Source organism: Clostridioides sp. GD02404 (assembly GCF_045898275.1).
Classification (GTDB): Bacteria; Bacillota; Clostridia; order Peptostreptococcales; family Peptostreptococcaceae; genus Clostridioides; species Clostridioides difficile_A.
This window is the reverse complement of record NZ_JBJOCA010000036.1, coordinates 12,677-39,337: the sequence shown is the minus strand read 5'-3', so window position 1 is coordinate 39,337 and position 26,661 is coordinate 12,677. Positions and strand designations below refer to the sequence as shown.

The window sequence follows — 26,661 nt, the reverse complement described above, 5'->3', positions numbered from 1 at the left end:
GTAAAATCTATTTGTCTCCCATTAAACTCTTTTATATAATCTGCTATATCATATACTCTTTGACATTTATGCTCTATACAATGGCAAATGTCATTTATGCTTACTTCTTCTGGTATTTCAACTATAATTTCATGTTCTAAAGTTACTTTTTCCTCAAAGTTGATTTTATACTTTTTCATTTTATTTCACCCATCCATTCTATAGAATTTACACCTGTAATTTATTCTTTATTCTTATAGTTCTTGCTATAACAATTTTCACACTCTTTTAAATTTAGTCTATACTCATAAATTCTCCCTACTATGAAACTAGTTATTATTAACGTAATGCTAGTTAAAATATTCATTTTTCAACATCTCCTCATATTCTTCTCTAGCTTTATCTATTGCAGTAAATATATTTTCTCCATTGTCATATAATTCTTTTGCTCTTTTAATTGTGTATTCTATTCTTGAAACTTCCATTATTCCTCCTCAATGTATTCAACTTTCCAGCCACTTCTAGTTTTACTTTTCTTTTTAATAGCTTGATAAACTGCTTGATATTTTAACCTTAAAAAACAGGCTGCACCATCTATAGACTCAAATTCCTTTACTTCTCCTGTATTAACATTTCTAATTCTTACTGGTAACTCTTTTTTTATTTTTCTATCCTTCTTCACTCCAAACTCAGCTAACATTTTTTCTGGCTTAGGATATACTCTTTTTCCATTTTTTGTAATACCTAACAAGCAACAATATAATGCTAAGTAGTTTCTACATGTAAGGTCATCTTCAATAAGGTTGTCCACTACTGAGCCACTAAAATACCTTTCTACTTTAAACATTTATTTCACCTCATATTTAATTTTTCAGATTAAAATGGTAACTCATCATCATCTATAATTTCAAATCCTTGAGGGTCTAGTCCTATTGTTCCATCTTGTACACTCTCTTTATATGAATTACTTGATTTACTCTTACTTTCTAATGACTGTACTGATTTTGTACTTACTTTTGTAAATGTTCTCTTTTCTCCTGATTGAGTTTGATAATTATCAACTCTTATATTTCCTTCTAATGCTACTAGCTTCCCTTTTGTTATGTAATTTGCACAGTATTCAGCTGATTTACCTATTACTTCTATTGGTATAAAGTCAGTATCCCTTTTCCCATCTTTATTTATATAATTTCTGTCTACAGCTATTGTAAATGATGCTACTGCTGTGCCTGTTCCTGGTATGTATTTTAGTTCTGGGTCTCTAGTTAATCTCCCAACTAATACAACTTGATTCATTTTAGTACCTCCACTATTATTATTTAAATTTAGCCTTTTGGCTTTTCTTTATAATTTCATCTAGTTCTTTTTTACTATATTGAGTAAATGTTTGTTCAAAATTAGCAAACTTATTTTTATTTGTTTGATTACTAGATTTTCTTGATTTTTTATTTTCATGTTGTAATTTATATAATTCTAATTGCTCATATGTAGTTATGTTTGAATCTTTCCACTTTTTAAGAATGCCTTTTAAATATGATAAATTCATACTCATTCTTTCAGCACATATCTCTATAGCTCTTTTAAATACTTTTACATCTACTTCATTAGATACTTCTAATAACCATTCTGCTGTAACTGGATATACTACTCCTATGTTTTCTTCATATAGCTTCTTAAATTCTTTTAAATTGTTATCCACAGGCTTATCTATATACATACTATTAAAACTATTAATATTAATACTATTAATATTAGTGTCCATATTTTCCGTGTCCGGCTGAGTCGTGTCCGGAAAAGTAGGACATGGTTCCATGTCTATATTTTTAGGACATGGCTTTTTTTTCTTTTTATCTTCTTTTGAACCTCTATTAAAAATACATTTTTCTATATGAGTTCTATCAAATACAATTTCATATATATTGTTTTGCATCTTACCTTGTTTAGATTTATTTTTATGAATTTTTATATAACCACTAGTTTCTAATTCTTTTTTATATTTTGTAAAAGTGTCTTTTGATATATTTAACTCATAACAGATTAAATCCCTAGTTGGAAAACAAGTTCCAGTAGTTCCTGCAAAGCTGGATAAATAGGAATATAACATTCTAGCACCAACAGTTAACCATCTATCTCTAGCTACTAATCTTGGCATGAGACCATATCCATCACTTAGTATATTTCCCTTTTCTATAATAACTTTGTCCATATTATTCAAGAGATTCACCTACTTAATTAACCCTTTTTCTCTTTGTAATTTTTCATATCCAACACATATCTGGTCATATTCTTGCTTACTTAAATCCTTAACTTCTTTATTAAACTTATAATATACTTCACTTTTTACTCTATCTGCATCTTTTCCTATAGTATTTGCTATTGAAAAGAGCCTTTTTATTTGATTTTGATTTATTTTTATTTGACTATTTTCATTTCCTTTACTAGAAAAATTCCCTAAATCATTTCTCTTATAATCCTCTTTTCCACTCGTTGCATCAAAAGTATCATTCTCTGTAATGTTTAATAATTGTATGTATAAATATCTTGTTTGATAAGTTTCAATTCCTCCCAATGCTTGTAACTCATTAGAACCTTTTAGTTGTAACTCTCTCATTGGAGATGTGAATATTATCTCTTCTGTTGGATTTTCTCCATTAATCAATGTTAGTGTTGCATAGTCATTTGTAAAGGTCACTATAGGGCATAATTTGGCTTTTTCTAATAATTCTGTAGCTTGAGGGAGAAAGTCTGCCAACTCAAAATACTTAAAGTTAGCAAACTTATTTTGACCACTCTTTTTTATATCTAATTTATTAAACTTAATTCTTACATCCATTAATTTAATATAAATATTATTTACTTCCAATAATCTCACTCTCCATTTCTCTAATATTTCTTTCTAAAACAGACATAAATCCATCTATGTAATCACCACAACCCCCTTGTAATTTGTATTCTTCCAAATGCTCTTCAAATTGTTTCAAAGTCCACCCTTTTTTATGTTTATCTATACAAGATTCTAATGCTGATATTTGTCCAAACTTTACATCCCAATCTACTTCATCTATTGTCATAAACTTTAATAAAAATAATCTATCTTCTAAATCATTAATTATTTCACTTCTTGTTTTCATTTATTCCCCCTTATGCTATAATATAGCTATAATTTTTTTTAGTTTATTTTTACCTAGAGCCTGTGCAAAGGCTCTTTTCTTTATATCTGAACATCTATTGGTCTATCCCTTTCAAGTTCTTCTTGATACATCATAGCTTCTCTAAAGTCAATAGAAGCTTCTAATTTAATATCAAATTCTAGTCCTTCTAAGATATTTTGACTAGCAAACTTTACAGCTTCCCACCAATCCAAACTACCAGTTTCAAATTCTCCTAATTCCTTTAATTTATTTATTTCCTTTTCTGCTTGTTTAATTTGACCTATTGCAATTAATCTAGCTGCTTCCATTTAAACCCCTCCCAATTTATTACTATCTATATAAACTACATTCTAAATTTCTATATTACACATTAAACCTTTTAGAATGTTACATTACCTATTCTAAATCCATTCTTTTTGTGCTATAATTTATTTGTGTTATATTTTATTTTTTATTTTTTTGTGTGTTGGTTATTTGACCAGCACTTTTTTATTTAATATTCCAACCGATATTTTCTTACCAGTTTTAATATCTTTAAATACTATATCTGCTATAACTTTTCCATCTTTTTTAAGAGTTACTATATTATTCTTATTAGTATTAAGGCTTAACAATTTCATCCCCCCTCTCTACTGCTTTTAAAAGTTCATCCAAATTTTTACCTTGATTTCTTTCAATAAAATCATCAACTTCATATCTTGAAATTTTTCTACCATCACCTCTAGCCAGTGATTTTATCAAACCTGTGCTCACTAACCTACGCATAAAAACTGTATCTAATTTTAAAATTCCCCTTGCTTCTTCTACTGTTATCAAGTAATTTGGATAGCCTCTTTTTATTAAAACAACTATATCTTTAGGCTCTAGTACTTTTACCTTTTGTTCAACTGTTTGGCTCTTAGCTCTATCTGTTTCTTGTTTATTTATCTCTACTTCTATTAAACTTTTTAAACTATCACTAAATTGCTTTGCTACACTTTCAGAAATGTCCATGTGAAAATTCTCTCCCATCTTTTTTATTATTTATATTCCAACTAGTCCATCTAATTTTTATACAAATTGCTAGTAATTAAAATTTTCGTTTTATATACAAATCAAAATTATCTGGGTCGTCAATTTCAAGTTTGGCGGCTTTTTTACTAAAATACATGTCAATAAAAGATTTTACTAAAGACCACTCTGTCTGATTCACCCCTATTAATGCATTTTTTATTTCTTCTATTTTTTTATTTTCCAATTTAATCACTCCTTCTTGAATATTCTGTGTTTTCCTAAATCACTAACCTAACATTGAAGTTTGATAACTATACTCTTTTTCTATATCTGGCAATATATTATTTACTTTTAATAAATCATATAGAAACAATCTTCCTTTTTGAGTCCATTTAGTTGTCATTTTTACATCAGTCATTCCATCACTTCTAGTTATATCTATTGTTTCTGAATGAGTGTATCCCTTGCCTTGATACTGTTTATATAAAAACCATTGCCCACTTTGTTTGTATTGGATTCCTCTTTCATGAAGTATTTTATTCATTTCTTTTCCACTCATTCCATAGTCTTTTGCTATTTGAGTTATAGTGACAAGACCTTTGTTTTTTAATATCATATCTGTATAATCTGCCTTTGGTTTTAGTTCTTTTATTACTTGGTCTTTCATTTTACCTTCTAATTGTAACTGCTCTTTCTCCTTTTGTTCCTCTATCCAACGTTTAGCACGCTCTATAGGATTATCTATCATATAACTATCTTTTGATTGTTGATTTACCATATTATATGTGCCAGTTTTACGAATGTTTGGTAAAACTTCATCTGTAACCCAATCTTGAAATCTTTCAGCTTCTTCTTTTCTTGATTTGAAAATTAGTTTGTACACACCACTTTCAGTAAGAAAATTCTCTCCTGTATTATGTAATTTTCTAAACTGCATATTATGCATTTTAGAATTAGTCACCTTAACTAACTGATTATCATTAAATTTTCTAATACTGCTGTTAACATCTGAAATCTCTAAACATTCTGCTACGTGCTTAGGATTAAATAAAATTTTCCCTTCAAATTCAAATACTTCAACTTCTTTCCCTTCAAATATCATTAAGTTATTACTCATAATTTCTACCTCCCTAGTTTTTTATTTTGGTATTGAACAAACTGATACCTAGTAAACCTACCTTATTCATCTTTCGCCACTTGTAGACAAAATCCCATTTCAGCTTTGTACCTTTGTATCAACTATTTATAGTTGATTTTTCTAAAAGCTCATTTGATACTTTCATACCATCTGCCATCGCAGAAATATAATTTTGTTGTTCTAAATTTAATTTTTTAAACAAAAGAGTCATTTGAATAAGCTTTCTATCATCATCATCTAAATTCAAATTAGTTAAATGAGAATTAATTTTTTGTGTTTTCATTTCAGCACCTCCTTGTGTTATAAACACAGTATAGCATCTCACCTCTGTGTAGTCAACACTTATTTGTAAATATTTTTGTGTTTTTACCACAACGTTTATGTTGACTAATTCTTTTTTGTGTTATACTATCTAATTAATAACATAATTATTAGGAGGAAAATCATGCATGAACGTATATATAAAATAAGAACATCCTTAAAAATGTCTCAACGTGAATTCGGTGAAAAACTTGGTGTAAGCAGAGATGTCATAAGTAATATTGAATATAACAGGGTTACACCTAAGCCTGTATTTATACAACACTTATGTGACCTATATAATGTTAATAAAGAATGGCTCTTAACTGGTGAAGGAGAAATGTTTATAGAGTTCTCTGAAAATGAAAAAGTACTAAAAATAGCAACAAATATTATAAATGAAGATGATAAATTTATGAAAAATATATTATTTACTTTTAGTAATCTAAATGATGAACAAAAAGTATTTCTTACTAACTTAATGAAAAACATGACACAATAAAACCACCCAAAAAAGGGTGGCTATTTTTTTATGTTTGGCTTTAAATTTGTTGCTACTATATTTATGTACTTTAAGTGTTCTATATCTAATGCATCTCTAAACTTTAAAATTTGATTTATTCCTATGTTTGCTAATTTTTCTGCATCATTTATTAACTTTTTTCTTTCTTCATCCATTATTATATTCCTCCATTGATAAATATTTTATTACCCCTCATCTTACAAATCCGCTTCTGCTTTATTGAATAAAATCCCTTGACTTACTTATAAGATATTAATAGTTATTAACTATATATATTATTTAATTGGTATATTGCTATGATGAAAGAAATGGTTTAGAATTAGAATTGAGAAAATAATTTATGTTTAGTTTTTTTAATCCATAACTATATTAATTGTATAAATATACCATTTGTGTTATTATTATATTAACATAAATATACTATAATACACAATATAAACTAGATTTATTTCTTATATTAACTATGTGGTATGTAAAATAACTATATTAATTTTACAAATGAATTAAGGAAACATTATTATATTAACTATGTGGTATTTAGATTTAGAAGAGATAAAAAATTCTCTTCTTTTTCTATTTACATAATTTTTTATACTATACACATCTCATTCTTTTATCTAACTTAAAAATACCTCCCTCCCTTTTGTTCTCGAATACACCATATATTATTTAATAAGTTAATATCAAATCATCCCCTTATATATTTTCTTAAAATCATTTTGTAGATATATTATATAGATTAAATAAGCGAAGCGCAAATCATAAAAACTATATATTTTTATTCATTTTAACTTTGATTTTAATAGCATGTTATATTCTTTTTTGTTAATTTGACTTCTTATTTATGTGAACATACTTATTATTATTTATTATTATTCTTGCACAATTTCCATTTTAATTATAAAAATCTTTCGACAAATTATTTAGCATTAATACAATATAATTTCTATAATCATATTATATTAACACAAATAAAACTTGTCAATATTAAAATATATTTTTATGTTAACTTTCATAAAATAAGTTCACATTTCTATAAACTTATGCTATACTTCTCATAAAGGGGGTTTTATTTATGGCAACTTTTGGTGAAAGATTTAAATTTTTAAGAACAGAAATGAATCTAACTCAAGATGAACTTGTTGAGAAATTTAATACAGTTTACCTTACAAGTTTTAATAAATCGACGATATCACAATATGAAAATAATAAAAGAAAACCAGAAATAAATGTTTTGGAAAATTGGGCAGATTTTTTTGATGTATCAATTGATTACCTTTTAGGGAGAACTCTTGTTAGAAATCACATAGATACTGTAGCGACACATAAGGCTAATCCTAATGAAATTTTACCAGAAGAAGCTCAAGAACAACTTAATGATTATATTGAATTTTTAATAAATAAGTATAAAAAATGAATATTTAGAGCAGTTCACACCTGCTCTTTATATATAATAAGACTCAAAAATACATTCTTTTTATAGGGGGATTTCCATGAAAAAACTAGACGCACTTTTAGACTTAGCAAAAAATGAAGAAATAGAAATTTACTACACTGACAAAATAGCAGATGACATAAAAGGATTGTATATAAACAAGCAAGGGTTAAAAATTATATCATTGCTTAATTCATTAAAACAGAATAATACTAAGCTAATAGAGATATTAGCAGAAGAATTAGGACATCATTTTACCAGTGTTGGAAATTATGTATCTTCAAAAAACAGTTATAAAAACAAAATATTGGTAGATAAAACTGAGGACAAAGCCCTAAGATGGGCAGGTGAATTTCTTATAACAGAAGAAGAAATAATACATGTTATTAATTCACATGCGACAAGTGTATATGAAATAGCAGAAGAATTACAAGTTAGCGTTGAATTCTTATTAAAAAGATTAGAATTTCTATCAAGAAAGAAAAACATGTTAAACTTGGGAAACAATAGATTCCTAGTATTAACTAATTTACCAAATTTCTACATATACGAAGATATTTTTTAAACTCTTTTATTCTACTTTTATAGATTTTTATTTAATAAATATATATTTCAATATCACTATAATAAATCGCATATAAAATCAAAAAAATTGTAAGAATATTAAGAAAATAGTTCATTGCAAACAAGATAAACAAAATTAAAATAATATTGTACACAACAAAAGTATATAAAGAGCAGACTAACTGCTCTTTTATATAAACATAAAACAAACATACATTCTAAAAAAAGGGGGTACTATTATGAAAGGTGGAGTAAGAAAAAGAAGTAACAAATGGTATTACTACTTTGACCTAGGCATAGTAGATGGAAAAAGAAAAAAAGTAGAAAGAGTTGGTGGCAATACAAAAAAGGAAGCAGAAAAAGCACTAAGAGAAGCACTAAATGAATATGAAAACTCTGGTATAGTATTTGAAGAAAGTAACATAAGTGTATCAGACTATTTAGACTTTTGGTACAAAGAATATGTTTTACTTAACTGTAAATACAACACACAAGAAAGCTATAGAATAAACATAGAAAAACATATAAAACCAAAACTAGGAGTTTACAAAGTAAAAGCTTTAACACCTGCGATACTACAAAGCTTCATAAATAAAAAATACAAAGAGAATTATTCTCAAAATACATTACAAGTATTAAAAAACATATTACATAGGTCATTAAAGTCAGCAGTCTATCCTTACAAACATATACGAGAAAATCCTATGCAATATGTAAGTATACCAAAAGCTAAGACTAAAATAGAATCTAGCAAAGTTAAAACTATTACATTAGATGAATTTAATCAAATGCTGAATATATTTCCTCAAGATTCATTTCAGCGTATAGTCCTACTAATTGGATTTTATACTGGCATGAGAAGAGGAGAAATTATTGCATTAACATGGGATGATATAAATCTTGATAATAAAACTATTACAGTAAAACATACACTGATTAAAAAGAAGAATGGACTATTTGAATTAAGCCAACCAAAAACAGAAAGTTCTTGTAGAACTATCTTTACAGGAGATACTTTAATAAGGATACTAAAAGAACATAAACTACATCAAAAGAAAATGAAATTAAAATATGGTGAATTTTACTTTGATAGTAACTGGGTATGTACGAAAGAAAATGGTCAACAAGTAAACACCCACACTTTAGACACTATAGTAAAACAAATTCGAAAAGCTTTAAACAACGACTTCCATTTTCATTGTTTAAGACATACACATGCTACCCTATTATTAGAAAATGGCGCTAACATTAAAGACATACAAAATCGCTTAGGTCATAGCCAGTTATCAACTACAATGGATACCTATTCACATGTAACTGAAAAAATGAAAAATGAAACTGTAGATATATTTGAAAGAATTACAAACTAGTTTGCCACCCAAAACTATAATACGGTGGCAAACGGGTGGCAAAATCTAATTTACCTATTTTAAAAGCTAATATAATCAATTTTATATAATCAGCTATACCTTTGCAATTTCAATGCTTTAGAATTTATAATATCTATCATTCATACAATATAATAATTATAAATCTAACCAATAAAACATATATCTTACATAATACTATCTAATCTCTATCGTCTAGCATATTTTTTCTATACTCATTTGGACTCATATTATTGAACTTCTTAAATATTTGTGAAAAATAACTACTATTATTAAAACCTACTTTCTTACAAACCTCACTAATACTCATATTTATATTTAATAGGTATTTCTTAGATTCTTCTATCCTAAGAAGATTTATATACTCAGTTATTGATACTTGGTTTTTTTCATTAAAAATAGAGCTCAAATAATTTGGACTTATAAAAAATACCTTCGCTATACTATTTAAGTTTATATTATCTTTATAATATTTTTGTATATATTCATTCACATTTTCAATCAAATCTCTCTTATCTTGTTTCCAAAATTCTCTATTCTTATCAATACACTCTTCAGAAAATTGTAATAATATATCCCATAAATCTTCATTACTATTTGTAAGTGATATTTTTTTATTGTATTTATTTCTTAGATAAGATATAAGCTTTAAATCTTCTAAATCTCTAAGCACTGTTCTAGATAATACAAATATCATTTCTTGAATAATATCTCTAACATCATTATACATTAATTTATTAGCATCTATCAGATTATGAATACCTTCTAAATTCATTTCTTTTATTTCTTTCTCTATAGAAAGTTCTAATTCAAAAGGATATTCTCGTAAAACATTATTGAATAAATCGATTGGATTGATAATATACTTTTCTTCTAACAATTTAATATTTGCTTTTTTAAGTGCTTCTTCAAGCTTTATATTTTCCTTTCTATTCTTCAATATCTCCTCATCTTTTATACTAAGTTGATTTTCAAAAAAATTTCTCTTAGCTATTTCCTGAATAAATTCAGACATCATTAATAAATTTTCTTTTAACACATATAGTCTACTCTTTGGAATTAATGAAAGTTCATTGTAGATTTTACTTATGTATTTTACATCAATATCTGAACTACTTGACAATTTAGATAAATTTTTATCTGTATCACTAGATTTATATATTATAAAATTACCACACTCTATAAAGCCAACTATATTTTCTTCTAATACTATCGGTATTTCCAAACTAGAAATACCATACTCACATTCATACATTTTTTCAAAATTATCACCATTTATACTCTTATCAAGTTTTCTATTGCACACTTTTATACTTTTACAAATATCACAAAATCTAGTTTCTTTTTTAGTATTAAATATTTCTTTATGTTTTGAATCATATACAGATATTCTAAGTTTCAATATATTAGATATTTGATTTGCAATATTTTCAATTATATTTACATTAATTAGCTCTTGTATAGTATTTTCAGAAAATACTATAGGTAGTTGTCTCAAGCTCGAAAATTTATGAGGGACATAAGTGATTAATATTACTAAATCAATTTTACCAGTATTTATAATTTCGTGTTCTGAATATGGTGGGCAATAAACTATTGATTTTTCCTTTATATTGACCTTTTTACCATCAATAACTTGTAATCCTTCCCCCTGAATTACATATAAAAGCTGTTCTTCACTTAAATGAAAATGTTTTTCTTGGCAGTTTTTTGGAAAAAATCTTACAATTCCAGCACTAAGCCTATTAAATTGTGTTTTTGATGGTTCATGTATCCATGTAACTTCTCCCCAATCAAATTTTTGTACTTCATTATTCGACTCACTAAAATACTCCATAAACTCACCTCTTAGTTTTTGTCTAAATATTTTTTTATCCCTTCAAATGTCTCTTTGCTTATAATATGTTCTATCCTACATGCATCTTTCTCAGCTATATCAAATGAAATTCCCAATGTATTTGCTAAAAATTTAGTGATTAAAATATGTTTTTCATAAATTTCCTCTGCTTTTTTTCTACCTTCTTTAGTTAAAATAATGCCACCATCAATTTCCATTATAATAAGGCTATGTTCTTTTAGGATTCCCATAGCTCTACTTACACTTGCTTTACTATAATTTAGCTTTTTAGCTATATCAACAGATTTTACAAGTCCATTCTTCTTTTCTAAAATAAGTATTGTCTCCAAATAATTTTCTCTTGATTCATACATTCCAATAGCCTCCAAGTTTAACAACTCTATTATAATATTTTAATTATAATAATTAGAAAAACATAACTATATATTCAAAAACTTATAGTATTCATATTTATAGTATTTAAAAATACTCATATTTATAAATTAGGATATTTTGCCACTTACATTAATATATATTATCATAATTTTCTTTTTTATTACATAGAGAAATAACTTTATAGAACATAGTTCTATTATATGTAAAAATACGTCTTGAAAACAATAAACTTAAATAGTTCTAACTTATTCTTTATATTAAAGAAATTAAAAGTTTAATTATTTTATAAGAATTATTTTTTACACATCTTTTTTTCATTTAAATAACATATCTTCTCATCTATTTTATCCATACAATCTTCTAGTTCCTGTATTTTATTTTTAATGTTTTTCTTGTGCTATTGAAACAATTGGATTCTTTTATCTATAGTATCGTCTCCCATATCACAAAGATGAAAACATTCATGGATATCTTTAATAGATAAACCAGCATTTTTTAAATCTTTTATAAATGTCAAACGCTCTATATCTTCTTCACAGAAATAACGAACACCACTTGGTTTGCTACTGATAGAAAGTAGTAAATCTTTTTCTTCATAAAATCGAATAGACGATGAAGAAATGTTCGTTATTTTTGATACATCATCCATGGGATATTTCATATTTTTTCCTCCCTAAAATTTTATATGAATAAGAACATTATAAAAATCCATTATACAATAGTCAATAAAAAAGTATTGACTTCAAGCTAGGTTGAAGTTGTATTTTTTGAAGTGTAAAAATAAATTACCGAAAGAGATGAATGATATAAATGGAAAAATACACAACTATGATTAAAGAAAAATCAAATAAAGGAAAGGTATTGTGTGGAGTGGCAGTTTCACTATCTGATTCATCTGTAAGTGAATTAATTGGTCTATCAGGATATGATTTTGTTTGGATTGAAGGCGAACATGGTGCTTTAGACCGTAAAGATATTCAGCAACATATGACAGCTGCACATGCTGGTGGCGCTGCTTCTTTAATTAGATTAGCAAACAATAATCCTGACCTTGTTGAACCTATAATAGATATGGGAACAGATATTATATGTTTTCCATTTATTAATACAACACAGAATGCAGAAAAAGCAGTATCAGCTTGTACTTATCCTCCATATAGTTATAAGAGGATGCAATCCTCAAAGAGCTTCCTATTATGGAAATATGAGTCATTTAGACTATGTTAAAAACGCAAATAACGAAACATTAAAAATGATGTTAATTGAACAGAAGGCAGGTTATGATAACATTGAAGAAATAGCACAAGTCAAAGGTGTCGATATTATAGCATTAGGCTCTGGTGATTTATCTTTAGATATGGGATTTTCTGGAGATATGAATAGAATTGAAATAAAAGATATGATTTCTCAAGCTGCTAAAGTATGTAAAAAATACAATATGCCCTTTATTACCTTTCCTTCAATAGAAAAGAAAAGTATTGAAACATGGATTAATACAGGAGCAAATATGCTCTGTTTTGCACAAGATACAACATTTATAACTTATGTTATCAGACAATTATTATCTTTCTATGATGAGATTGTACCAGATAAAAAACGACATTAATTTATAAATTTGATTTATACTAAAAGAGACTAATATTTTATCTATTTTTATTAAGGCTATTTTCTTATGTATTGTAATATTAGTCTTTTTTAGTATTATATAATGTTGTTATTATTAGTTGTATATAATTACTATAGTATATAAACTTATTCAGCTAACATTTTACCTAATTGTACACATTCATCTTTTGCTTCTTCATCAGGTTCTTCCATTGAAGTAATTCCTTCACCACCTATAATTGTAGCACCAGCATTTTGCATACGTTCTTCCCATTCTCTCATCCATTCACAATTTCCCCAACCATATGAACCAAATAATCCAATCTGCTTACCTGATACCATAGATTCTAATTCTGCCACAAATGGCTCCATATAACCCTCTTCTAATTGTTCTGCTCCCATAGATGGGCAACCTAATGCAAATTTATTTTCTTCTTTTAAGTCACTTGGTTTTAATAAGCTTACATCTATAACTTCTGGTGTTTTACCTTTTAACTTCACTCCTTCAGCTACAAAATTTGCCATTTTTTCAGTATTTCCTGTTCCACTCCAATAAACAATATATATTTTACTCATTCTTACCTCCTATAATATCTTTAATTAATAGTTACCTATAGCTAACTAGAATCTAAAAAATAAAAGATTTCTTTATTTGAAATCTCTTCATTTTTCTAAATATAGAATAGCATAATTGAATTTGAAATCCAATAGTTATTGATAATATTTATCATTTAAATTTTGTATATTTTTTTATGTGTAAAATTACTCCTTATACCTAAATCTTTAATGAGGATATTTTTCATATCATTTTATTTATATTACAAATCATCTTATATATTCATATATATTAGCCTTAATTTAGCTTGTATTTCCTATATTCAAATTTTTGACTATACAGATATATAGAAAAACACACCTTTTCTAAGATGCGCTATCTATAATACTATATATTTTTTATAATTATTAGTTCTCTGGCATATCTATAAATTTTATTACTCTATATTTTCGTCTATCTCTATGAAATTCTATACTTAAAAACTCGTCAACATTTACATTAACTACATAGAATATCTGTATTTTACTGTCAAATTATAAATTATCTTTTTCCAGTATTCTTGTATTTATAAAGATTTAAATATAGGTACCCATTCCCCTGTTCTGTTCTAGGTATTCCAAGTGCTCTTGTACATTTTATTAATTGTGCATATAACTCAGCTTCATCTAAATCTCTCTCAAATTCTTCTCTAGCCCATTCTTTAATTAGTGCTAGTGACCCTGATACATATGGTGCACTCATACTAGTGCCACTCATAATAGCAAGTTTATTATCCATATAAGTTGATATAATATTTCTTCCTGGAGCTACCAAATCTATTGTGGTATTTGAATTACTAAACTTTTCAACTAAATAGTTTTCATTTATTGCACCTACTTCTATTACCTCAGCATAACTGGCTGGATAACTATACTCACTTGTACTAGAATCTCCATCTCCATTATTTCCTGCTGCACACACTACAGAAATATTATTCTTTACTGCTTGTAAAACTGCATTTCTTAAGTTTTTGTCATCTTTATTTCCTCCAAGAGACATAGATATAATATCAACTTTGTTATTTATAGCAAAATTAACAGCATTAATTATACTTTGATATGTCCCAACACCATCTTTATTTAACGCCTTTGCTATTAATAATTTACAGTCTGGAGCTACACCCATAACCTCATTATTATAATTAGATGCAGCTATAATTCCTGCTACATGAGTTCCATGTCCATTAAAATCCTCATATATATTTTTATTTCCATTACTATCATCACTAAAGTTTGCGCCACCAATTATTTTACCTTTTAAAAGCGGATGAGAGCTGTCACAGCCTGTATCGATTATCCCAATTAAAATATTTTTCCCAGTATATCCTTCATCCCACATTCCTCTGGCATTCATTTGTTTTATTCCATAGGGAAACTTATTCTTTGCTCCTCTTAGATTTTCATTTATTTCATAAGGAATTAGTTTCATTCTTTTATTCATTATATATCCTCCTAAAAATTTTATTACTTATAAATATTATAAATTTGCTTTCATGATAAGTTTATAAATCAAATTAACAACTTATATCTACTTATTTATATTTATGATGTATTTTTTATTTTTAGGAGTCATATTTTATTGTATATAAAATAATATTTAGACAATTATATTAAAAGTAAAAATTTACTTATACTTATATTCTAAAGCGTAAGAAATTCAATATATTTATAATGATTTAAATCTTTTATATATCAGATAAAAAGGATATCTTATTAGTACTGGAACATTTAGATATCCTTTTTATATTTTTACTTAACTCTCTTATACATAATCTACTACTTCAACACTGCCCCTGTATTTGCTGATGTTACCAGTTTAGCATATCTACTTAAGTACCCATGTTTTATTTTAGGCTCTAAAGGTATAAATTTTAATCTTCTATTTTCTATTTCTCTTTCATTTACTTTTAACTCTAATTTTTTTTCTGGTATATTGATAGAAATTATATCACCTTCCTCAACTATTCCAATTAAACCTCCTTCCATAGCTTCTGGAGAAATATGACCTATGGATGCTCCTCTAGTTGCTCCTGAAAAACGACCATCAGTAAGAAGTGCAACATGTTTATCAAGTCCCATTCCTGCAACTGCTGAAGTAGGAGATAACATTTCTTTCATTCCTGGACCTCCTTTTGGTCCTTCATATCTTATAACTATAACATCGCCTTTATTTATTTTTTTATTAAATATAGCACTTACAGCTTCTTCTTCTGAATTAAAAACTCTTGCTGGCCCTTCATGAACTAACATTTCCTCTGCAACTGCTGATTTTTTTACAACAGCTCCGTTTGTAGCAAGATTTCCTCTCAAGATTGCAAGTCCACCTTGTTCACTATATGGGTTTTTTAATGTATGTATTACTTCCTCATTTTCTATTTTACAATTTCTTATATTTTCTCCTATAGTCTTACCTGTCACAGTTTTACAATTTAAGTTTATTCCTTCTATCTTAGAAAGTTCATTCATTATAGCTGGAATTCCTCCTGCCATATGTAAATCTTCAATATGATGTTTCCCACTTGGACTCAATTTTGTTAGACAAGGAGTTTTCTCACTTATTTCATCAAAAAAGTCTAAGTTAAGTTCTATTCCTGCTTCATAAGCTATTGCAGGTAAGTGAAGTACTGTATTTGTAGAACCAGCCATTGCCATATCCACAGTTATTGCATTTTTAAATGCATCTACTGTTAAAATATCTCTAGGTTTTATATCATTTTTAAGTAGTTCCATAACATACATACCTGCATATTTTGCTATTCTTTTTCTTTCTCCAGAATGTGATGCGGCAGTACCATTATATGGAATACCCATACCTAATGCTTCTGTTAAACAATTCATGCTATTTGCTGTAAAAAGCCCAGAACATGAACCACATCCAGGACAAGAGTTCATAGCTAATTCTTCTAATTCTTCTTCACTCATTGCTCCATCTTTACATGCTCCAACACCTTCCATCGTAGAGTTAAAATCGTACACTTTTCCATTTTTTCTGCCTGAAAGCATAGGACCTCCACTCACAACAACGCTTGGTATATTAAGTCTTGCAGCAGCCATTAACATTCCTGGAACTATCTTATCACAATTAGGTATAAGTACTAAAGCATCAAAACCATGCGCCATAGCCATAGCTTCTATTGAATCTGCTATTAATTCTCTTGAAGCAAGTGAATAATTCATTCCAACATGTCCCATGGCTATACCATCACATACTCCTATGGCTGGAAATTCTAATGGTAACCCACCACTCATTCTAACACCATTTTTTGCTGCTTCTGCTATTTCATCAAGGTGGAGATGACCAGGAATTACCTCATTTTGTGCATTTACTATACCTATTAAAGGTCTTTCAATTTCTTCTATAGTAAGACCCATTCCATACATTAATGCTCTCTTTGGAGCTCCTTCTATTCCTTTTTTTATATCACTTCTCATAATATTACCTCTTTCCCACTTTTTTAAATTTTCATAATATTATTATAATACATTTTTCTGTTAATTAATTACGAAAAATCTAAAAAATATTAGTATCTACTAATGCAAAATTATTACAATTTACTATAAATATATTACACAATTGGATTATATAATTATACTTTTAATAAATTTTGAAAATCATAGAGTAATATTATTTATTCTATGAGACAGAATAAATAATCTTAATAGATAAATATCAGTATTTTCTGTTTTATTAGAATCTAGTAAATTCAATTGTTTACAAGCTATGAATATATATACTTTCGCTTTTATGTGTTTTGATGACAATTTTTATTTTTCTAGTATAAGAAACTGACAATCATGTTATCCAATTAGATTTATACTTCTTTTATCACATAAAGAAAACAGCCAATCATTTTGATTGACTGAATTACTTTAAGTATATTAAATATATGCACTCTAAAAAATCTTTTTGTTTTGCATATTTAAACTCTTTAGTATTTGTATTTTTTAGATACTTTTTTATTAATCAAATCTAATATTTGAAACTTTATTCCAATTAATCTCTCTTGAATAATCTTCTGGATGTGACAATTTAACTATATGTGTTGAATCATTATAATTATAATAAATTGTAGTAGTACCATTGATTGGGTTCTGCTTATATCCTTGATATACTGCACTTTTTGGAACCTTTTTTTCAACAAAATTATATGCAGATGAAGTGTCAATCGATTTTACTTCACTAGGAAATATTAGCATCCAAAAAGCTACAAATATAAAAATACATATACATGTAATACTATACCATTTAATCCATTTCATAGAATCCCTCCTATTTTACCAAAATATACTATTATTATTTCCATATATTTATAATATTTATGCATATGATAAAATTTTTTAAACATCCATATATAAGTATAGGAACTTTGGTTTTCTATGCTTTATTAAGATTAATAAGATATTTTTATAAATTAATAAATTTGTAAGATTTTATTAAAAGATTTTTAAAACTTAAAGCTTAATATAAATATAGTAGTTATATAGCTAAAACATAAATTTTGAAAGGAGATAAAATACAATTATGTGGATACTTTATTCATTTCTTTGCGCTATACTACCATGCTTGATATATCAAATAATTGTTATCAAAAGAAAAAACTTAAAATGTGAAAAGAATGTAGTAATACATTTAGTATGGGTATATATTTTTTTACTATATATTTACTTAGCACTTAGTAAAGCTGGTATTGGTAGCATCTGGGATATAGGAAGGCATAGAGAAATTATTAGATTTAATGAAATAAATCTAATACCATTTAGCTCAGTTGGCGCTTTAACATATATTTTAAATATAATTATGTTTATGCCTTTAGGATTTTTACTTCCTTTAATTTGGAAGGAATTTAGAAATATTATTAATGTGTCAATAACTGGATTAGGTTTCTCATTATCAATTGAATTTTGTCAATTATTTAATCTTAGAACTACAGATATTGACGATTTAATGATGAATACATTAGGAGCTATTTTAGGATATTTAATATGGATATGTGTAAATAAGTTATTTAATTTGATGAAGAAAAATACTATTTTAGCACCGATATGTAAAAATATCATTCAAGATGAAATTGCTATTACAATCGATGATGAAATAAATAAAAAAACTACTCCTCTTTATAAAAATGAAGCTATCATATATTTAATATTGACTGTTTTAGGAGAATTCTTGTTATTTAATTGGTCCTTAATATACTATTGAATAATCTAAATAAAAAAACAAAGATATTTCAATATTCATAAAGATGTAAAGCCTTCTTTTCTATATTCTATATAAGGAAAGAAGGCCTCCATTCTTAAACATAAAATACACATTCACTATTTAATTGGCATCTGAAATATTTTATTAATATTATATCTAACTTTGTTAGATGTTATATAATCATATTTTGTTCCATTCTCAATAAAACTTTGTATATTATCCAACACTTGTATAGCTCTTGCATTGCTTTCATAAGTTCCTATTTTTTTAGTATTAAGGTTTTCAAATACTACATAAATTCGACTATCATTTATTTTAATTTGATTAACTTGCATTAAATCAGTTTTATCTTGACTTCTAATTATTATCACATTAATTCCTCCATCTACTCAACTTATTTTAATTTATAAGAAGCAATATCATATAATTTATTTCTAGCTTATTTAAACATTTAAATTTATTGAGACATCAAACTATTTATACTATAGCATCGTTTTATACATTTGGTAATTTCATTGTTAAAATATTTATTTATATTTAAATAAAATGTATCTAGATAGTATATATTTATTACTTATTTATGTTCTATTTTCAGAATATCACCTCTTTATCAATTACCATTTGTATAATTCATATTATACATATACAAATGGTAATTTTCAATATATTTTATTATTTTAATCTTTTTTTTTTATATTTTTGGTAATTTTATTTTACTTTTTATAAAAATAACTTATAATTTCGGTAAGGAGTGATGTACATATGGAAAGTTTAGGAGATAGAATAGCAAATTTACGAAAAGAATTGGATATAAATCAAAAAGAACTTGCTACTAAAGTCGGTATAACTGAGGCGAGTTTATCACGTTATGAAAATAATTTACGAGAACCTAAAAGTGAAATTATAGTAAGATTGGCAAAAGAACTGAAAACATCCACTGATTATTTACTGGGTGTAAATGAAAGTACAAAGATGAGTAAAGAAGATAAATTAATCATAGAAAACTTATCAGTCAGTGAAAAAACAAAAAAACTATTAGAAAAAATATATTCCCTTGAAAAAGAAGATAGAGAAGCTATAGAAAAAATGATTGATAATGCTTATCTAAAAAGATTTCTCAAAGAAGAGAATTAATTCTCTTCTTTTTCTTTATTCAAAACCTCAAGTAATAATTCATAAAAAGTAATATCTTCACTCAATAAATAATCTAATTTCATTCCTGTATCTTCAATTTTTTCTTTTCTTGTAACAGTAGTATTTGATTTTTCCACATACACCATCCCCCAGCAAACTTACGTTCTTAATGTTAGTCAGAAATTCCAACAATTTTTTAATAAAGTTTATGTATTTATATTTTATAAAATATGTTACAATCATCCAAAATTTTTCTAGATAATTATCTTAACTATATAATAATACTTTTATTCTACAGATGCAATAAAAAACTCGTAATAATAACAAAAAAATCTATTATTGTAGAATCTTGTATATTTTTTACATTTTTATATATTTTTTAAGATAATTTTTATTATAAAACTTTTTATAAATATATAAAATTTTTATATTCATTTAACTTATTGTAGTTTTTTAGATAGAATTTAACTTTTCTCTAATAATCATTGTTTTTAAACTTTTACTTTGCATATATTATTTATTATCTTTTTCAAGTTTCAACAAATATTCCTTTACCTTTATTCCTCCTAGATAACCTCTCAAACTTCCATTAGAACCTACTAGTCTATGACAAGGTATAAAGATAGAAATAGGATTTTTGCTATTTGCCATCCCTACTGCTCTGTATGCTTTAGGATTATTAATTATGTTTGCTAGTTCTATATAAGTCATTGTTTCTCCATATGGAATTTTACAAAGTTCACTCCAAACTTTTCTCATAAACTCACTTCCAGACAACTCTAAAGGTAAATCAAACTCTTTTCTATTTCCATCTAAATATTCTTTTAGTTGTTTATTTGCTTCTCTTATAATTTTGGTTTCTTTGACTAAATATTCTTCAGAATCTAAGCTAGATGTGTCAAAAAACAGATTTGTAACACAACTATTTTTTTCTGCTATTCCTATTTTACCAATTTTAGTTTCATAATAAAAAATATTTTTCATTAGGTACAATATCCTTTCATATTCGTTTACAACTTTAATTTTATTAATAATTTTACTCTTTTATATCATATATTTTATCAATCTTTATAAAAACTCAAAAACTTAAAATACTATACTTTCTATAAAGTATATTTATGAGTTATTCGTTATTATTTTTTAAGAGAATACTGCAATCATCTCTATGTTCATGTCTATATTTAGTTGGAGATATATCATAATTCTTTTTAAATAAACGACTAAAATAATTTATACTATCAAAACCACATCTCATAGCAATTTCTGTCATATTTAAATCTGTTTGTTTTAAATAATATATAGCCTTATTAAGTCTTACTCCATTTATATAATCAGTTGTAGTCTTACCAGTTATTTGTTTGAATGTTCTACAAAAATGGTGTTTGCTCAAATTCATATTGCCAGCAAGTTCTTTTAATGTAATTTTATCCATGTATTTTTCTTCTATCAAATTAAATACTCCTTCAAATTTTTCTAAAGAATATTTTCTTTCTTTAAATTCTTCTTCAGAAAAGATTTTGTCAACATGATTTCTTAACAAAAATACTATAAATTGATAAATATTAGCTTTTATAGATAACTCATATCCAATTTCTTTATTGTCATATTCATCAAGTATATCTTTAATATATTTTAAAATAAAAGAATCGTTTTGAATTAAATTCTTAAATACAATACGATTTAGAGTTATTGGTGCTAAGTACTTAGTTTGTAACAAATCAACTTGATTACTAAAAAGAAAACTAGGTTCAATACGAATAGTATAAAATTTTAGATTATCTGATAGACTTTCTAAATAATGTAATTCATTACTATTTGCTATTGCAATATTTCCAGATACTACTTTAAAATTACTCAAGCCACATTCTAAGTATGCTATACCATCAACAAAATAATATATTTGTAGATGCTCATGCCAATGTCTTTTAAAATTTTCTCCCTTTTTAATATCCTCTTTTAAAAAAATATCTATGAAACTTTCTTGACTTTTTCTGTCAAAATATTTGTTTTTATCATTCATTATTTACCTCTTATCAAAATAGTGCTAATTATAAGCAATATCGTTGTTGTATTCATTATTTCATATCGATATTATATAAAATGTAATTATTATTGTAAACATTAAAATAATACTAGTCATTATAATAAGGAGGTAATAAAAATGACAAAATTTTTTAAAGAAAGTGAAAATAAAAAAAGTATAACAGTTTTATTTGTAGTTATTGCAATGACTTTTATGGCAATATTAGATTCTAGTATTATAAATGTAGCACTTCCTGTTCTTGCAAGTGAATTAAATGTCTCTCTATCATCCATTGAATGAATAATAGCAAGTTATTCAATTATTATTTGTTCAACACTATTATTTTTCGGAAGACTTGGAGATATCATTGGTAAACCTAGAATATTTCAAGCAGGCACTATTCTTTTTACAACAGCTTCATTATTGTGTGGATTAAGTAATTCTTTAACTTTACTTATAATTTGCCGTTTTATTCAAGGAATAGGTGCTTCTGCTTACATGGCAAACAATCATGGAATCATTACAGAGTTATTTCCAAAAGAAAGTAGAGGTAAAGCTCTAGGAATTTTAGTTACTGCTGTTGCTATTGGCAATATGGTTGGACCATCTATAGGAGGATTTATTTTATCAATGTTTAATTGGAACTTTATATTCTTTATAAACATTCCAATAGGTATTATTGTAATATTTTTAAATACAAAATTTCTCCCAGACAGTAAAATAACTTCAGAAAAAATGGATAAGATTGGTGCTATACTTCAATTCTCAGGAACAACATTATTTTTTAGTGCTCTAATTATTGCTCAACAAACGGGATTACTAAACCCATATATATTAATTACACTATTACTATCAATTATTTTTATTATATTATTTTTGATATTAGAAAAAAATCATCCTCAACCACTTCTTGACCTTGAAATTTTTAGAAACTTAAAATTTTCATTGAATTTAGTTTGTGCTCTTACATCATTCATTTGTATTGCATCATCTAGTATTTTAATTCCATTTTATTTACAAAATACTATGAAACTTTCCCCAATTCAAGCAGGTTTATTTATGATATTATCCCCTTTGATTTTAGCCATTTTTTCACCGATATTTGGGAATATATCAGATAAAATTAAGTCAGAAAAAATTATTTCAATTGGTCTTATTGTTATGAGCTTTGGATTTTTCTTAATGTCAAGATTAAAAGAGAGTTCTATCCTTATTTTATTTGTGATTTCTGTATCAATAATATCAATAGGACAATCTGTGTTTCAACCTGCCAATAATGCTTTGATAATGTCAAATTGTCCCAAAGGTAAGTTGGGAGTTGTCGGAAGTATAAATTCTCTTGTAAGAAATTTAGGTCAAGTTATAGGTATTACCATTTCTACAACACTTTTATATAATTTTATGAGTATTAAGGCTGGGTATAGGGTTAATGACTATATAATTGATAATGATAAAATATTTGTATTTGGAATGAGAAATGTTTATATTATTATTACACTTCTTTGCCTAATAGGGGCAGTATTAATTGGCTTTTATTTATTTAAGTATAATAAAAATGAATAATAGTTTTTTACAATTATCTTAAAGTTATAAGTATCTTATAACTATGAATATATCATAGAGAACTTATTAAAATACTGACTTTAAATCAGATTAGTTTTAATATATTGATTTAAAAGTATTTTTATCAGTTTGACAAAACATATATTTTATTATAGTTTATAAATCAAAAAGAAACAGGGTAAAATCCTTAACATAATTATACCCTGCTTCTTTTTTAATTATTTAACTAAAACTTCAATATTTTCATCTTTTCCATCTATAACTATAGTACATCCATCATATACTTCTCCAGCAATAAGTTTCTTTGCAATTACAGTTTCTAATGTATTTCCTATATACCTCTTAAGAGGTCTTGCTCCATATACAGGGTCATAACCCTCTCTCACCATAACATCTTTAGCTGAATCTGTAACCTCAATAGTAATATCTTTTTCTTTTAATCTATTTTTTAAATCTGTCATAAATATATCTATAATTTTCTTGATATTTTCTTGGTCTAGAGGCTTGAACATTATAATGTCATCTACTCTATTTAAAAACTCAGGTTTAAATCTGTGTTTCATTTCATTCATTACTAAGCTGTTAGTAGTCTCTGTTATATTTCCTCCTGCTTCTAATAGATGATTGCTTCCTATATTAGAAGTCATTATTATAAGAGTATTTTTGAAGTCCACAGTTTTACCCTTATTATCAGTAAGTCTACCATCATCCAATATTTGTAAGAACATGTTAAATACATCCTCATGTGCTTTTTCTATCTCATCAAATAGTATTACAGAATAAGGAGCACGTCTAACTGCTTCTGTAAGTTGTCCTCCTTCCTCATATCCTACATATCCTGGAGGAGGTCCAACTAATCTCGATACAGCATGTTTTTCCATGTATTCAGACATATCAATTCTAATTATATTATCTTCACTATCAAATAAATTTCTAGCAAGAGTTTTTGCAAGCTCAGTTTTACCAACACCTGTAGGTCCTAAGAAAATAAATGAACCAATTGGCTTTCTTTCATCTTTTAGACCAGCTCTTGCACGTATTACTGCATTTGAAACCGCTGTAACTGCTTCATCTTGCCCTATAACCCTTTTGTGAAGCTCTTCTTCTAGTTTAAGTAATTTTTCTCTTTCACCTTCAACTAGTTTAGTTACTGGTATACCTGTCCATTTTGATACAATACTAGATATTTCTTCTTCAGTAACTTCTTCCTTTAAAAGTGAATTTTCAGAACCATCTTTCATACTTTCTTCATAGTTCTTTATTTGTTCTTCTAATTTAGGTATTTCACCATACTTAACCTCTGCTGCTTTATTGAAATCATATTCTCTCTCATATTTTTCAGCTTTACCTTTAGCTTCATCCAATTGAGATTTTAAGTTTTTAATATCTAATATTTGACTCTTTTCTTTTTCGTATTTAGCAGTCATTTCATCATTTTTAGATTTTAATTCCGCTATTTCCTTTTGAATATCATCCAATCTTGATTTACTCTTATCATCATTTTCTTTAAGTAATGCTTCTCTTTCAGTTTCTAGCATAAATAACTTTCTTCTTACAACATCCAATTCTGTTGGTAACGAATCTATTTCACTACGAATCATAGCTCCTGCTTCATCAATTAAATCAATTGCTTTGTCTGGTAAAAATCTATCTTGTATATATCTATGAGAAAGTTTTGCTGCTGCTACAATAGCATTATCATGTATTCTTACTCCATGGTGTATCTCAAATCTTTCTTTTAAACCTCTAAGTATAGATATTGTATCTTCAACAGTAGGTTCTTCTGCAATTACAGGCTGAAAACGTCTTTCAAGTGCCTTATCTTTTTCTATATATTTTCTATATTCATCAAAAGTAGTTGCACCAATACAATTTAATTCACCTCTTGCAAGCATAGGCTTAATAAGATTACCTGCATCCATTGAACCTTCTGTTTTACCAGCTCCAACTATAGTATGAATTTCATCTATAAATAATATAATCTTTCCATCAGAACTTTGAACTTCTTTTAAAACTGCCTTTAATCTTTCTTCAAATTCACCTCTATACTTTGCACCAGCAATTAATGCTCCCATATCAAGGGAAAATACAATTTTGTCTTTTAATCCTTCTGGTACATCACCTCTTACTATTCTCTCTGCTAATCCTTCAACAATTGCAGTCTTACCTACACCTGGCTCACCAATTAATACAGGATTATTTTTAGTTCTTCTTGATAAAATTCTTATAATTCTTCTTATTTCTTCATCTCTTCCAATTACAGGGTCTAATTTATTTTTCTTAGCTAAATCCACTAAGTTTGTTCCATATCTAGCAAGTGCATCATATGTCCCTTCTGGGTCTTGTGTTTCTACTCTTTGGCTCCCTCTAACTTGTGATAAAACATTTAAAAAGTCATTTTTATTTATATTATACTGTTTTAATATTTTACCAACAATTGATTTTGATTCTGTTTCCATCATTGCAAGCATGACATGCTCTACACTTATATATGAATCTTTAAATTCTTTAGAAATACTCTCTGCCTTTATAAGTACTTCATTTATTTTTCTAGTAGCTGATACTCCTTGTGAGTCAGCGCCTTCTCCATATACTTTTGGAAGCTTATCCAGTTCAGAATTTACAGTATTTCTCAAAGAATCAATTGATATATTCATTTTTTCGATTATATTTGGTATTAATCCATCTTCTTGGTTAATAAGTGCTGAGAAAAGATGAATTACATCTACTTGTTGGTTGTGATTTTTTACTGCTTCATTATAAGCCTCATTTAAACTTTTTTGAACTCTTAAAGTCATTTTTTCTACGTCCATATAAATCCCTCCATTTTAATATTA

General features: G+C 26.5%; 35 protein-coding genes. 10 read left to right on the top strand and 25 right to left on the bottom strand.

Annotation, left to right across the window (positions count from 1 at the left end; genetic code table 11):
* Nucleotides 1-329: 329 nt before the first annotated feature.
* From Q3287_RS17335 to Q3287_RS17280, 12 genes are all read right to left on the bottom strand, one after another.
* Complete coding sequence (locus tag Q3287_RS17335) at nt 330-464, bottom strand: hypothetical protein (RefSeq protein WP_407964524.1); 135 nt, start codon at nt 462-464, stop codon at nt 330-332.
* Nucleotides 464-826, bottom strand: a complete 363-nt coding sequence (locus tag Q3287_RS17330) for a hypothetical protein (RefSeq protein WP_054276819.1) — start codon at nt 824-826, stop codon at nt 464-466. Before Q3287_RS17330 ends, Q3287_RS17335 begins: the two co-directional genes overlap by 1 nt.
* A 29-nt stretch (nt 827-855) precedes the next feature.
* A complete protein-coding gene (locus tag Q3287_RS17325; protein ID WP_169469000.1) occupies nt 856-1,275 on the bottom strand; it encodes a single-stranded DNA-binding protein in 420 nt (139 codons plus the stop codon).
* Nucleotides 1,276-1,294: 19 nt separating this feature from the next.
* A complete protein-coding gene (locus tag Q3287_RS17320; protein ID WP_169468997.1) occupies nt 1,295-2,185 on the bottom strand; it encodes a DnaD domain protein in 891 nt (296 codons plus the stop codon).
* A gap of 18 nt (nt 2,186-2,203) precedes the next feature.
* Complete coding sequence (locus tag Q3287_RS17315) at nt 2,204-2,842, bottom strand: ERF family protein (protein ID WP_169468996.1); 639 nt, start codon at nt 2,840-2,842, stop codon at nt 2,204-2,206.
* Nucleotides 2,829-3,110: a hypothetical protein gene (locus Q3287_RS17310; RefSeq protein WP_169468994.1), complete on the bottom strand. Its 282-nt coding sequence runs from the start codon at nt 3,108-3,110 to the stop codon at nt 2,829-2,831. Before Q3287_RS17310 ends, Q3287_RS17315 begins: the two co-directional genes overlap by 14 nt.
* A gap of 80 nt (nt 3,111-3,190) precedes the next feature.
* On the bottom strand, nt 3,191-3,439 hold the full coding sequence (locus tag Q3287_RS17305) for a hypothetical protein (protein WP_054276824.1): 249 nt from the start codon (nt 3,437-3,439) through the stop codon (nt 3,191-3,193).
* A 162-nt stretch (nt 3,440-3,601) separates the two neighbouring features.
* Nucleotides 3,602-3,745 carry a hypothetical protein gene (locus tag Q3287_RS17300; protein WP_021419503.1) on the bottom strand — a complete coding sequence of 48 codons (144 nt, stop codon included), beginning with the start codon at nt 3,743-3,745 and terminating at the stop codon, nt 3,602-3,604.
* Nucleotides 3,732-4,124, bottom strand: coding sequence for a helix-turn-helix domain-containing protein (locus Q3287_RS17295; RefSeq protein WP_407964523.1), 393 nt, complete (start codon nt 4,122-4,124; stop codon nt 3,732-3,734). Before Q3287_RS17295 ends, Q3287_RS17300 begins: the two co-directional genes overlap by 14 nt.
* A 76-nt stretch (nt 4,125-4,200) precedes the next feature.
* Complete coding sequence (locus Q3287_RS17290; RefSeq protein ID WP_407964522.1) at nt 4,201-4,368, bottom strand: hypothetical protein; 168 nt, start codon at nt 4,366-4,368, stop codon at nt 4,201-4,203.
* Nucleotides 4,369-4,410: 42 nt separating this feature from the next.
* Nucleotides 4,411-5,241: a phage antirepressor gene (locus tag Q3287_RS17285; RefSeq protein ID WP_407964521.1), complete on the bottom strand. Its 831-nt coding sequence runs from the start codon at nt 5,239-5,241 to the stop codon at nt 4,411-4,413.
* Between the two features lie 118 nt (nt 5,242-5,359).
* Nucleotides 5,360-5,545 carry a hypothetical protein gene (locus tag Q3287_RS17280; RefSeq protein ID WP_227437500.1) on the bottom strand — a complete coding sequence of 62 codons (186 nt, stop codon included), beginning with the start codon at nt 5,543-5,545 and terminating at the stop codon, nt 5,360-5,362.
* A 162-nt stretch (nt 5,546-5,707) separates the two neighbouring features.
* Here Q3287_RS17280 and Q3287_RS17275 point away from each other — a divergent pair, with 162 nt between their 5' ends.
* On the top strand, nt 5,708-6,064 hold the full coding sequence (locus Q3287_RS17275) for a helix-turn-helix domain-containing protein (protein WP_407964520.1): 357 nt from the start codon (nt 5,708-5,710) through the stop codon (nt 6,062-6,064).
* Between the two features lie 20 nt (nt 6,065-6,084).
* Here the strand turns inward: Q3287_RS17275 and Q3287_RS17270 are convergent, their stop codons facing one another.
* Nucleotides 6,085-6,240, bottom strand: a complete 156-nt coding sequence (locus Q3287_RS17270; protein WP_022617009.1) for a hypothetical protein — start codon at nt 6,238-6,240, stop codon at nt 6,085-6,087.
* 920 nt (nt 6,241-7,160) lie between these two features.
* On the opposite strand from Q3287_RS17270, the gene Q3287_RS17265 reads away from it, so the two are divergent.
* The 3 genes from Q3287_RS17265 to Q3287_RS17255 all read left to right on the top strand — a co-directional run bounded on the left by Q3287_RS17265 (nt 7,161) and on the right by Q3287_RS17255 (nt 9,454).
* Complete coding sequence (locus Q3287_RS17265) at nt 7,161-7,502, top strand: XRE family transcriptional regulator (protein ID WP_102822504.1); 342 nt, start codon at nt 7,161-7,163, stop codon at nt 7,500-7,502.
* A 76-nt stretch (nt 7,503-7,578) separates the two neighbouring features.
* Nucleotides 7,579-8,085 carry an ImmA/IrrE family metallo-endopeptidase gene (locus tag Q3287_RS17260; RefSeq protein ID WP_407964519.1) on the top strand — a complete coding sequence of 169 codons (507 nt, stop codon included), beginning with the start codon at nt 7,579-7,581 and terminating at the stop codon, nt 8,083-8,085.
* A 238-nt stretch (nt 8,086-8,323) separates the two neighbouring features.
* Nucleotides 8,324-9,454 carry a tyrosine-type recombinase/integrase gene (locus Q3287_RS17255; protein ID WP_407964518.1) on the top strand — a complete coding sequence of 377 codons (1,131 nt, stop codon included), beginning with the start codon at nt 8,324-8,326 and terminating at the stop codon, nt 9,452-9,454.
* Between the two features lie 199 nt (nt 9,455-9,653).
* On the opposite strand, the gene Q3287_RS17250 is transcribed toward Q3287_RS17255, so the two are convergent.
* From Q3287_RS17250 to Q3287_RS17240, 3 genes are all read right to left on the bottom strand, one after another.
* Entirely contained in the window at nt 9,654-11,309 is a 1,656-nt protein-coding gene (locus Q3287_RS17250) for a helix-turn-helix domain-containing protein (RefSeq protein ID WP_407964517.1), read from the bottom strand.
* Between the two features lie 11 nt (nt 11,310-11,320).
* A complete protein-coding gene (locus Q3287_RS17245; RefSeq protein ID WP_167641021.1) occupies nt 11,321-11,683 on the bottom strand; it encodes a metal-dependent transcriptional regulator in 363 nt (120 codons plus the stop codon).
* Between the two features lie 419 nt (nt 11,684-12,102).
* Nucleotides 12,103-12,366, bottom strand: a complete 264-nt coding sequence (locus tag Q3287_RS17240; RefSeq protein WP_407964516.1) for a MerR family transcriptional regulator — start codon at nt 12,364-12,366, stop codon at nt 12,103-12,105.
* 149 nt (nt 12,367-12,515) lie between these two features.
* Between Q3287_RS17240 and Q3287_RS17235 the strand changes: the two genes are divergently transcribed.
* Entirely contained in the window at nt 12,516-12,932 is a 417-nt protein-coding gene (locus tag Q3287_RS17235; protein ID WP_407964515.1) for an aldolase/citrate lyase family protein, read from the top strand.
* The gene (locus Q3287_RS17230; RefSeq protein ID WP_407964514.1) at nt 12,910-13,311 is read left to right on the top strand and encodes an aldolase/citrate lyase family protein; all 402 of its coding nucleotides are present in this window, start codon (nt 12,910-12,912) and stop codon (nt 13,309-13,311) included. Before Q3287_RS17235 ends, Q3287_RS17230 begins: the two co-directional genes overlap by 23 nt.
* A gap of 146 nt (nt 13,312-13,457) precedes the next feature.
* On the opposite strand, the gene Q3287_RS17225 is transcribed toward Q3287_RS17230, so the two are convergent.
* The 4 genes from Q3287_RS17225 to Q3287_RS17210 all read right to left on the bottom strand — a co-directional run bounded on the left by Q3287_RS17225 (nt 13,458) and on the right by Q3287_RS17210 (nt 18,164).
* Complete coding sequence (locus Q3287_RS17225) at nt 13,458-13,886, bottom strand: flavodoxin (protein ID WP_219673943.1); 429 nt, start codon at nt 13,884-13,886, stop codon at nt 13,458-13,460.
* A gap of 520 nt (nt 13,887-14,406) precedes the next feature.
* Entirely contained in the window at nt 14,407-15,345 is a 939-nt protein-coding gene (locus Q3287_RS17220) for a S8 family peptidase (protein WP_054276834.1), read from the bottom strand.
* 335 nt (nt 15,346-15,680) lie between these two features.
* Entirely contained in the window at nt 15,681-17,336 is a 1,656-nt protein-coding gene (gene ilvD / locus Q3287_RS17215) for a dihydroxy-acid dehydratase (protein WP_407964513.1), read from the bottom strand.
* Between the two features lie 528 nt (nt 17,337-17,864).
* Nucleotides 17,865-18,164 (bottom strand): hypothetical protein, encoded by a 300-nt coding sequence (locus Q3287_RS17210; protein WP_054270467.1) that lies wholly within the window; start codon nt 18,162-18,164, stop codon nt 17,865-17,867.
* 262 nt (nt 18,165-18,426) lie between these two features.
* On the opposite strand from Q3287_RS17210, the gene Q3287_RS17205 reads away from it, so the two are divergent.
* Nucleotides 18,427-19,104: a VanZ family protein gene (locus tag Q3287_RS17205; RefSeq protein ID WP_407964512.1), complete on the top strand. Its 678-nt coding sequence runs from the start codon at nt 18,427-18,429 to the stop codon at nt 19,102-19,104.
* Between the two features lie 116 nt (nt 19,105-19,220).
* Here Q3287_RS17205 and Q3287_RS17200 read toward each other — a convergent pair whose 3' ends face one another.
* A complete protein-coding gene (locus Q3287_RS17200) occupies nt 19,221-19,475 on the bottom strand; it encodes a hypothetical protein (RefSeq protein ID WP_054270469.1) in 255 nt (84 codons plus the stop codon).
* A 391-nt stretch (nt 19,476-19,866) separates the two neighbouring features.
* On the opposite strand from Q3287_RS17200, the gene Q3287_RS17195 reads away from it, so the two are divergent.
* Entirely contained in the window at nt 19,867-20,238 is a 372-nt protein-coding gene (locus Q3287_RS17195; protein ID WP_054270470.1) for a helix-turn-helix domain-containing protein, read from the top strand.
* Here Q3287_RS17195 and Q3287_RS17190 read toward each other — a convergent pair.
* From Q3287_RS17190 to Q3287_RS17180, 3 genes are all read right to left on the bottom strand, one after another.
* On the bottom strand, nt 20,235-20,375 hold the full coding sequence (locus Q3287_RS17190) for a hypothetical protein (RefSeq protein WP_065388392.1): 141 nt from the start codon (nt 20,373-20,375) through the stop codon (nt 20,235-20,237). The two genes, Q3287_RS17195 and Q3287_RS17190, sit on opposite strands and share 4 nt — an antisense overlap.
* A gap of 376 nt (nt 20,376-20,751) precedes the next feature.
* A complete protein-coding gene (locus tag Q3287_RS17185) occupies nt 20,752-21,222 on the bottom strand; it encodes a methylated-DNA--[protein]-cysteine S-methyltransferase (protein WP_407964511.1) in 471 nt (156 codons plus the stop codon).
* A gap of 139 nt (nt 21,223-21,361) precedes the next feature.
* The gene (locus tag Q3287_RS17180; RefSeq protein ID WP_407964510.1) at nt 21,362-22,258 is read right to left on the bottom strand and encodes an AraC family transcriptional regulator; all 897 of its coding nucleotides are present in this window, start codon (nt 22,256-22,258) and stop codon (nt 21,362-21,364) included.
* 141 nt (nt 22,259-22,399) lie between these two features.
* Here Q3287_RS17180 and Q3287_RS17175 point away from each other — a divergent pair, with 141 nt between their 5' ends.
* Nucleotides 22,400-22,561: a hypothetical protein gene (locus tag Q3287_RS17175; protein ID WP_407964509.1), complete on the top strand. Its 162-nt coding sequence runs from the start codon at nt 22,400-22,402 to the stop codon at nt 22,559-22,561.
* The gene (locus Q3287_RS17170) at nt 22,562-23,824 is read left to right on the top strand and encodes an MFS transporter (RefSeq protein ID WP_407964525.1); all 1,263 of its coding nucleotides are present in this window, start codon (nt 22,562-22,564) and stop codon (nt 23,822-23,824) included.
* A 218-nt stretch (nt 23,825-24,042) separates the two neighbouring features.
* On the opposite strand, the gene clpB is transcribed toward Q3287_RS17170, so the two are convergent.
* Nucleotides 24,043-26,637, bottom strand: a complete 2,595-nt coding sequence (gene clpB / locus Q3287_RS17165; protein ID WP_407964508.1) for an ATP-dependent chaperone ClpB — start codon at nt 26,635-26,637, stop codon at nt 24,043-24,045.
* Nucleotides 26,638-26,661 lie beyond the last annotated feature (24 nt).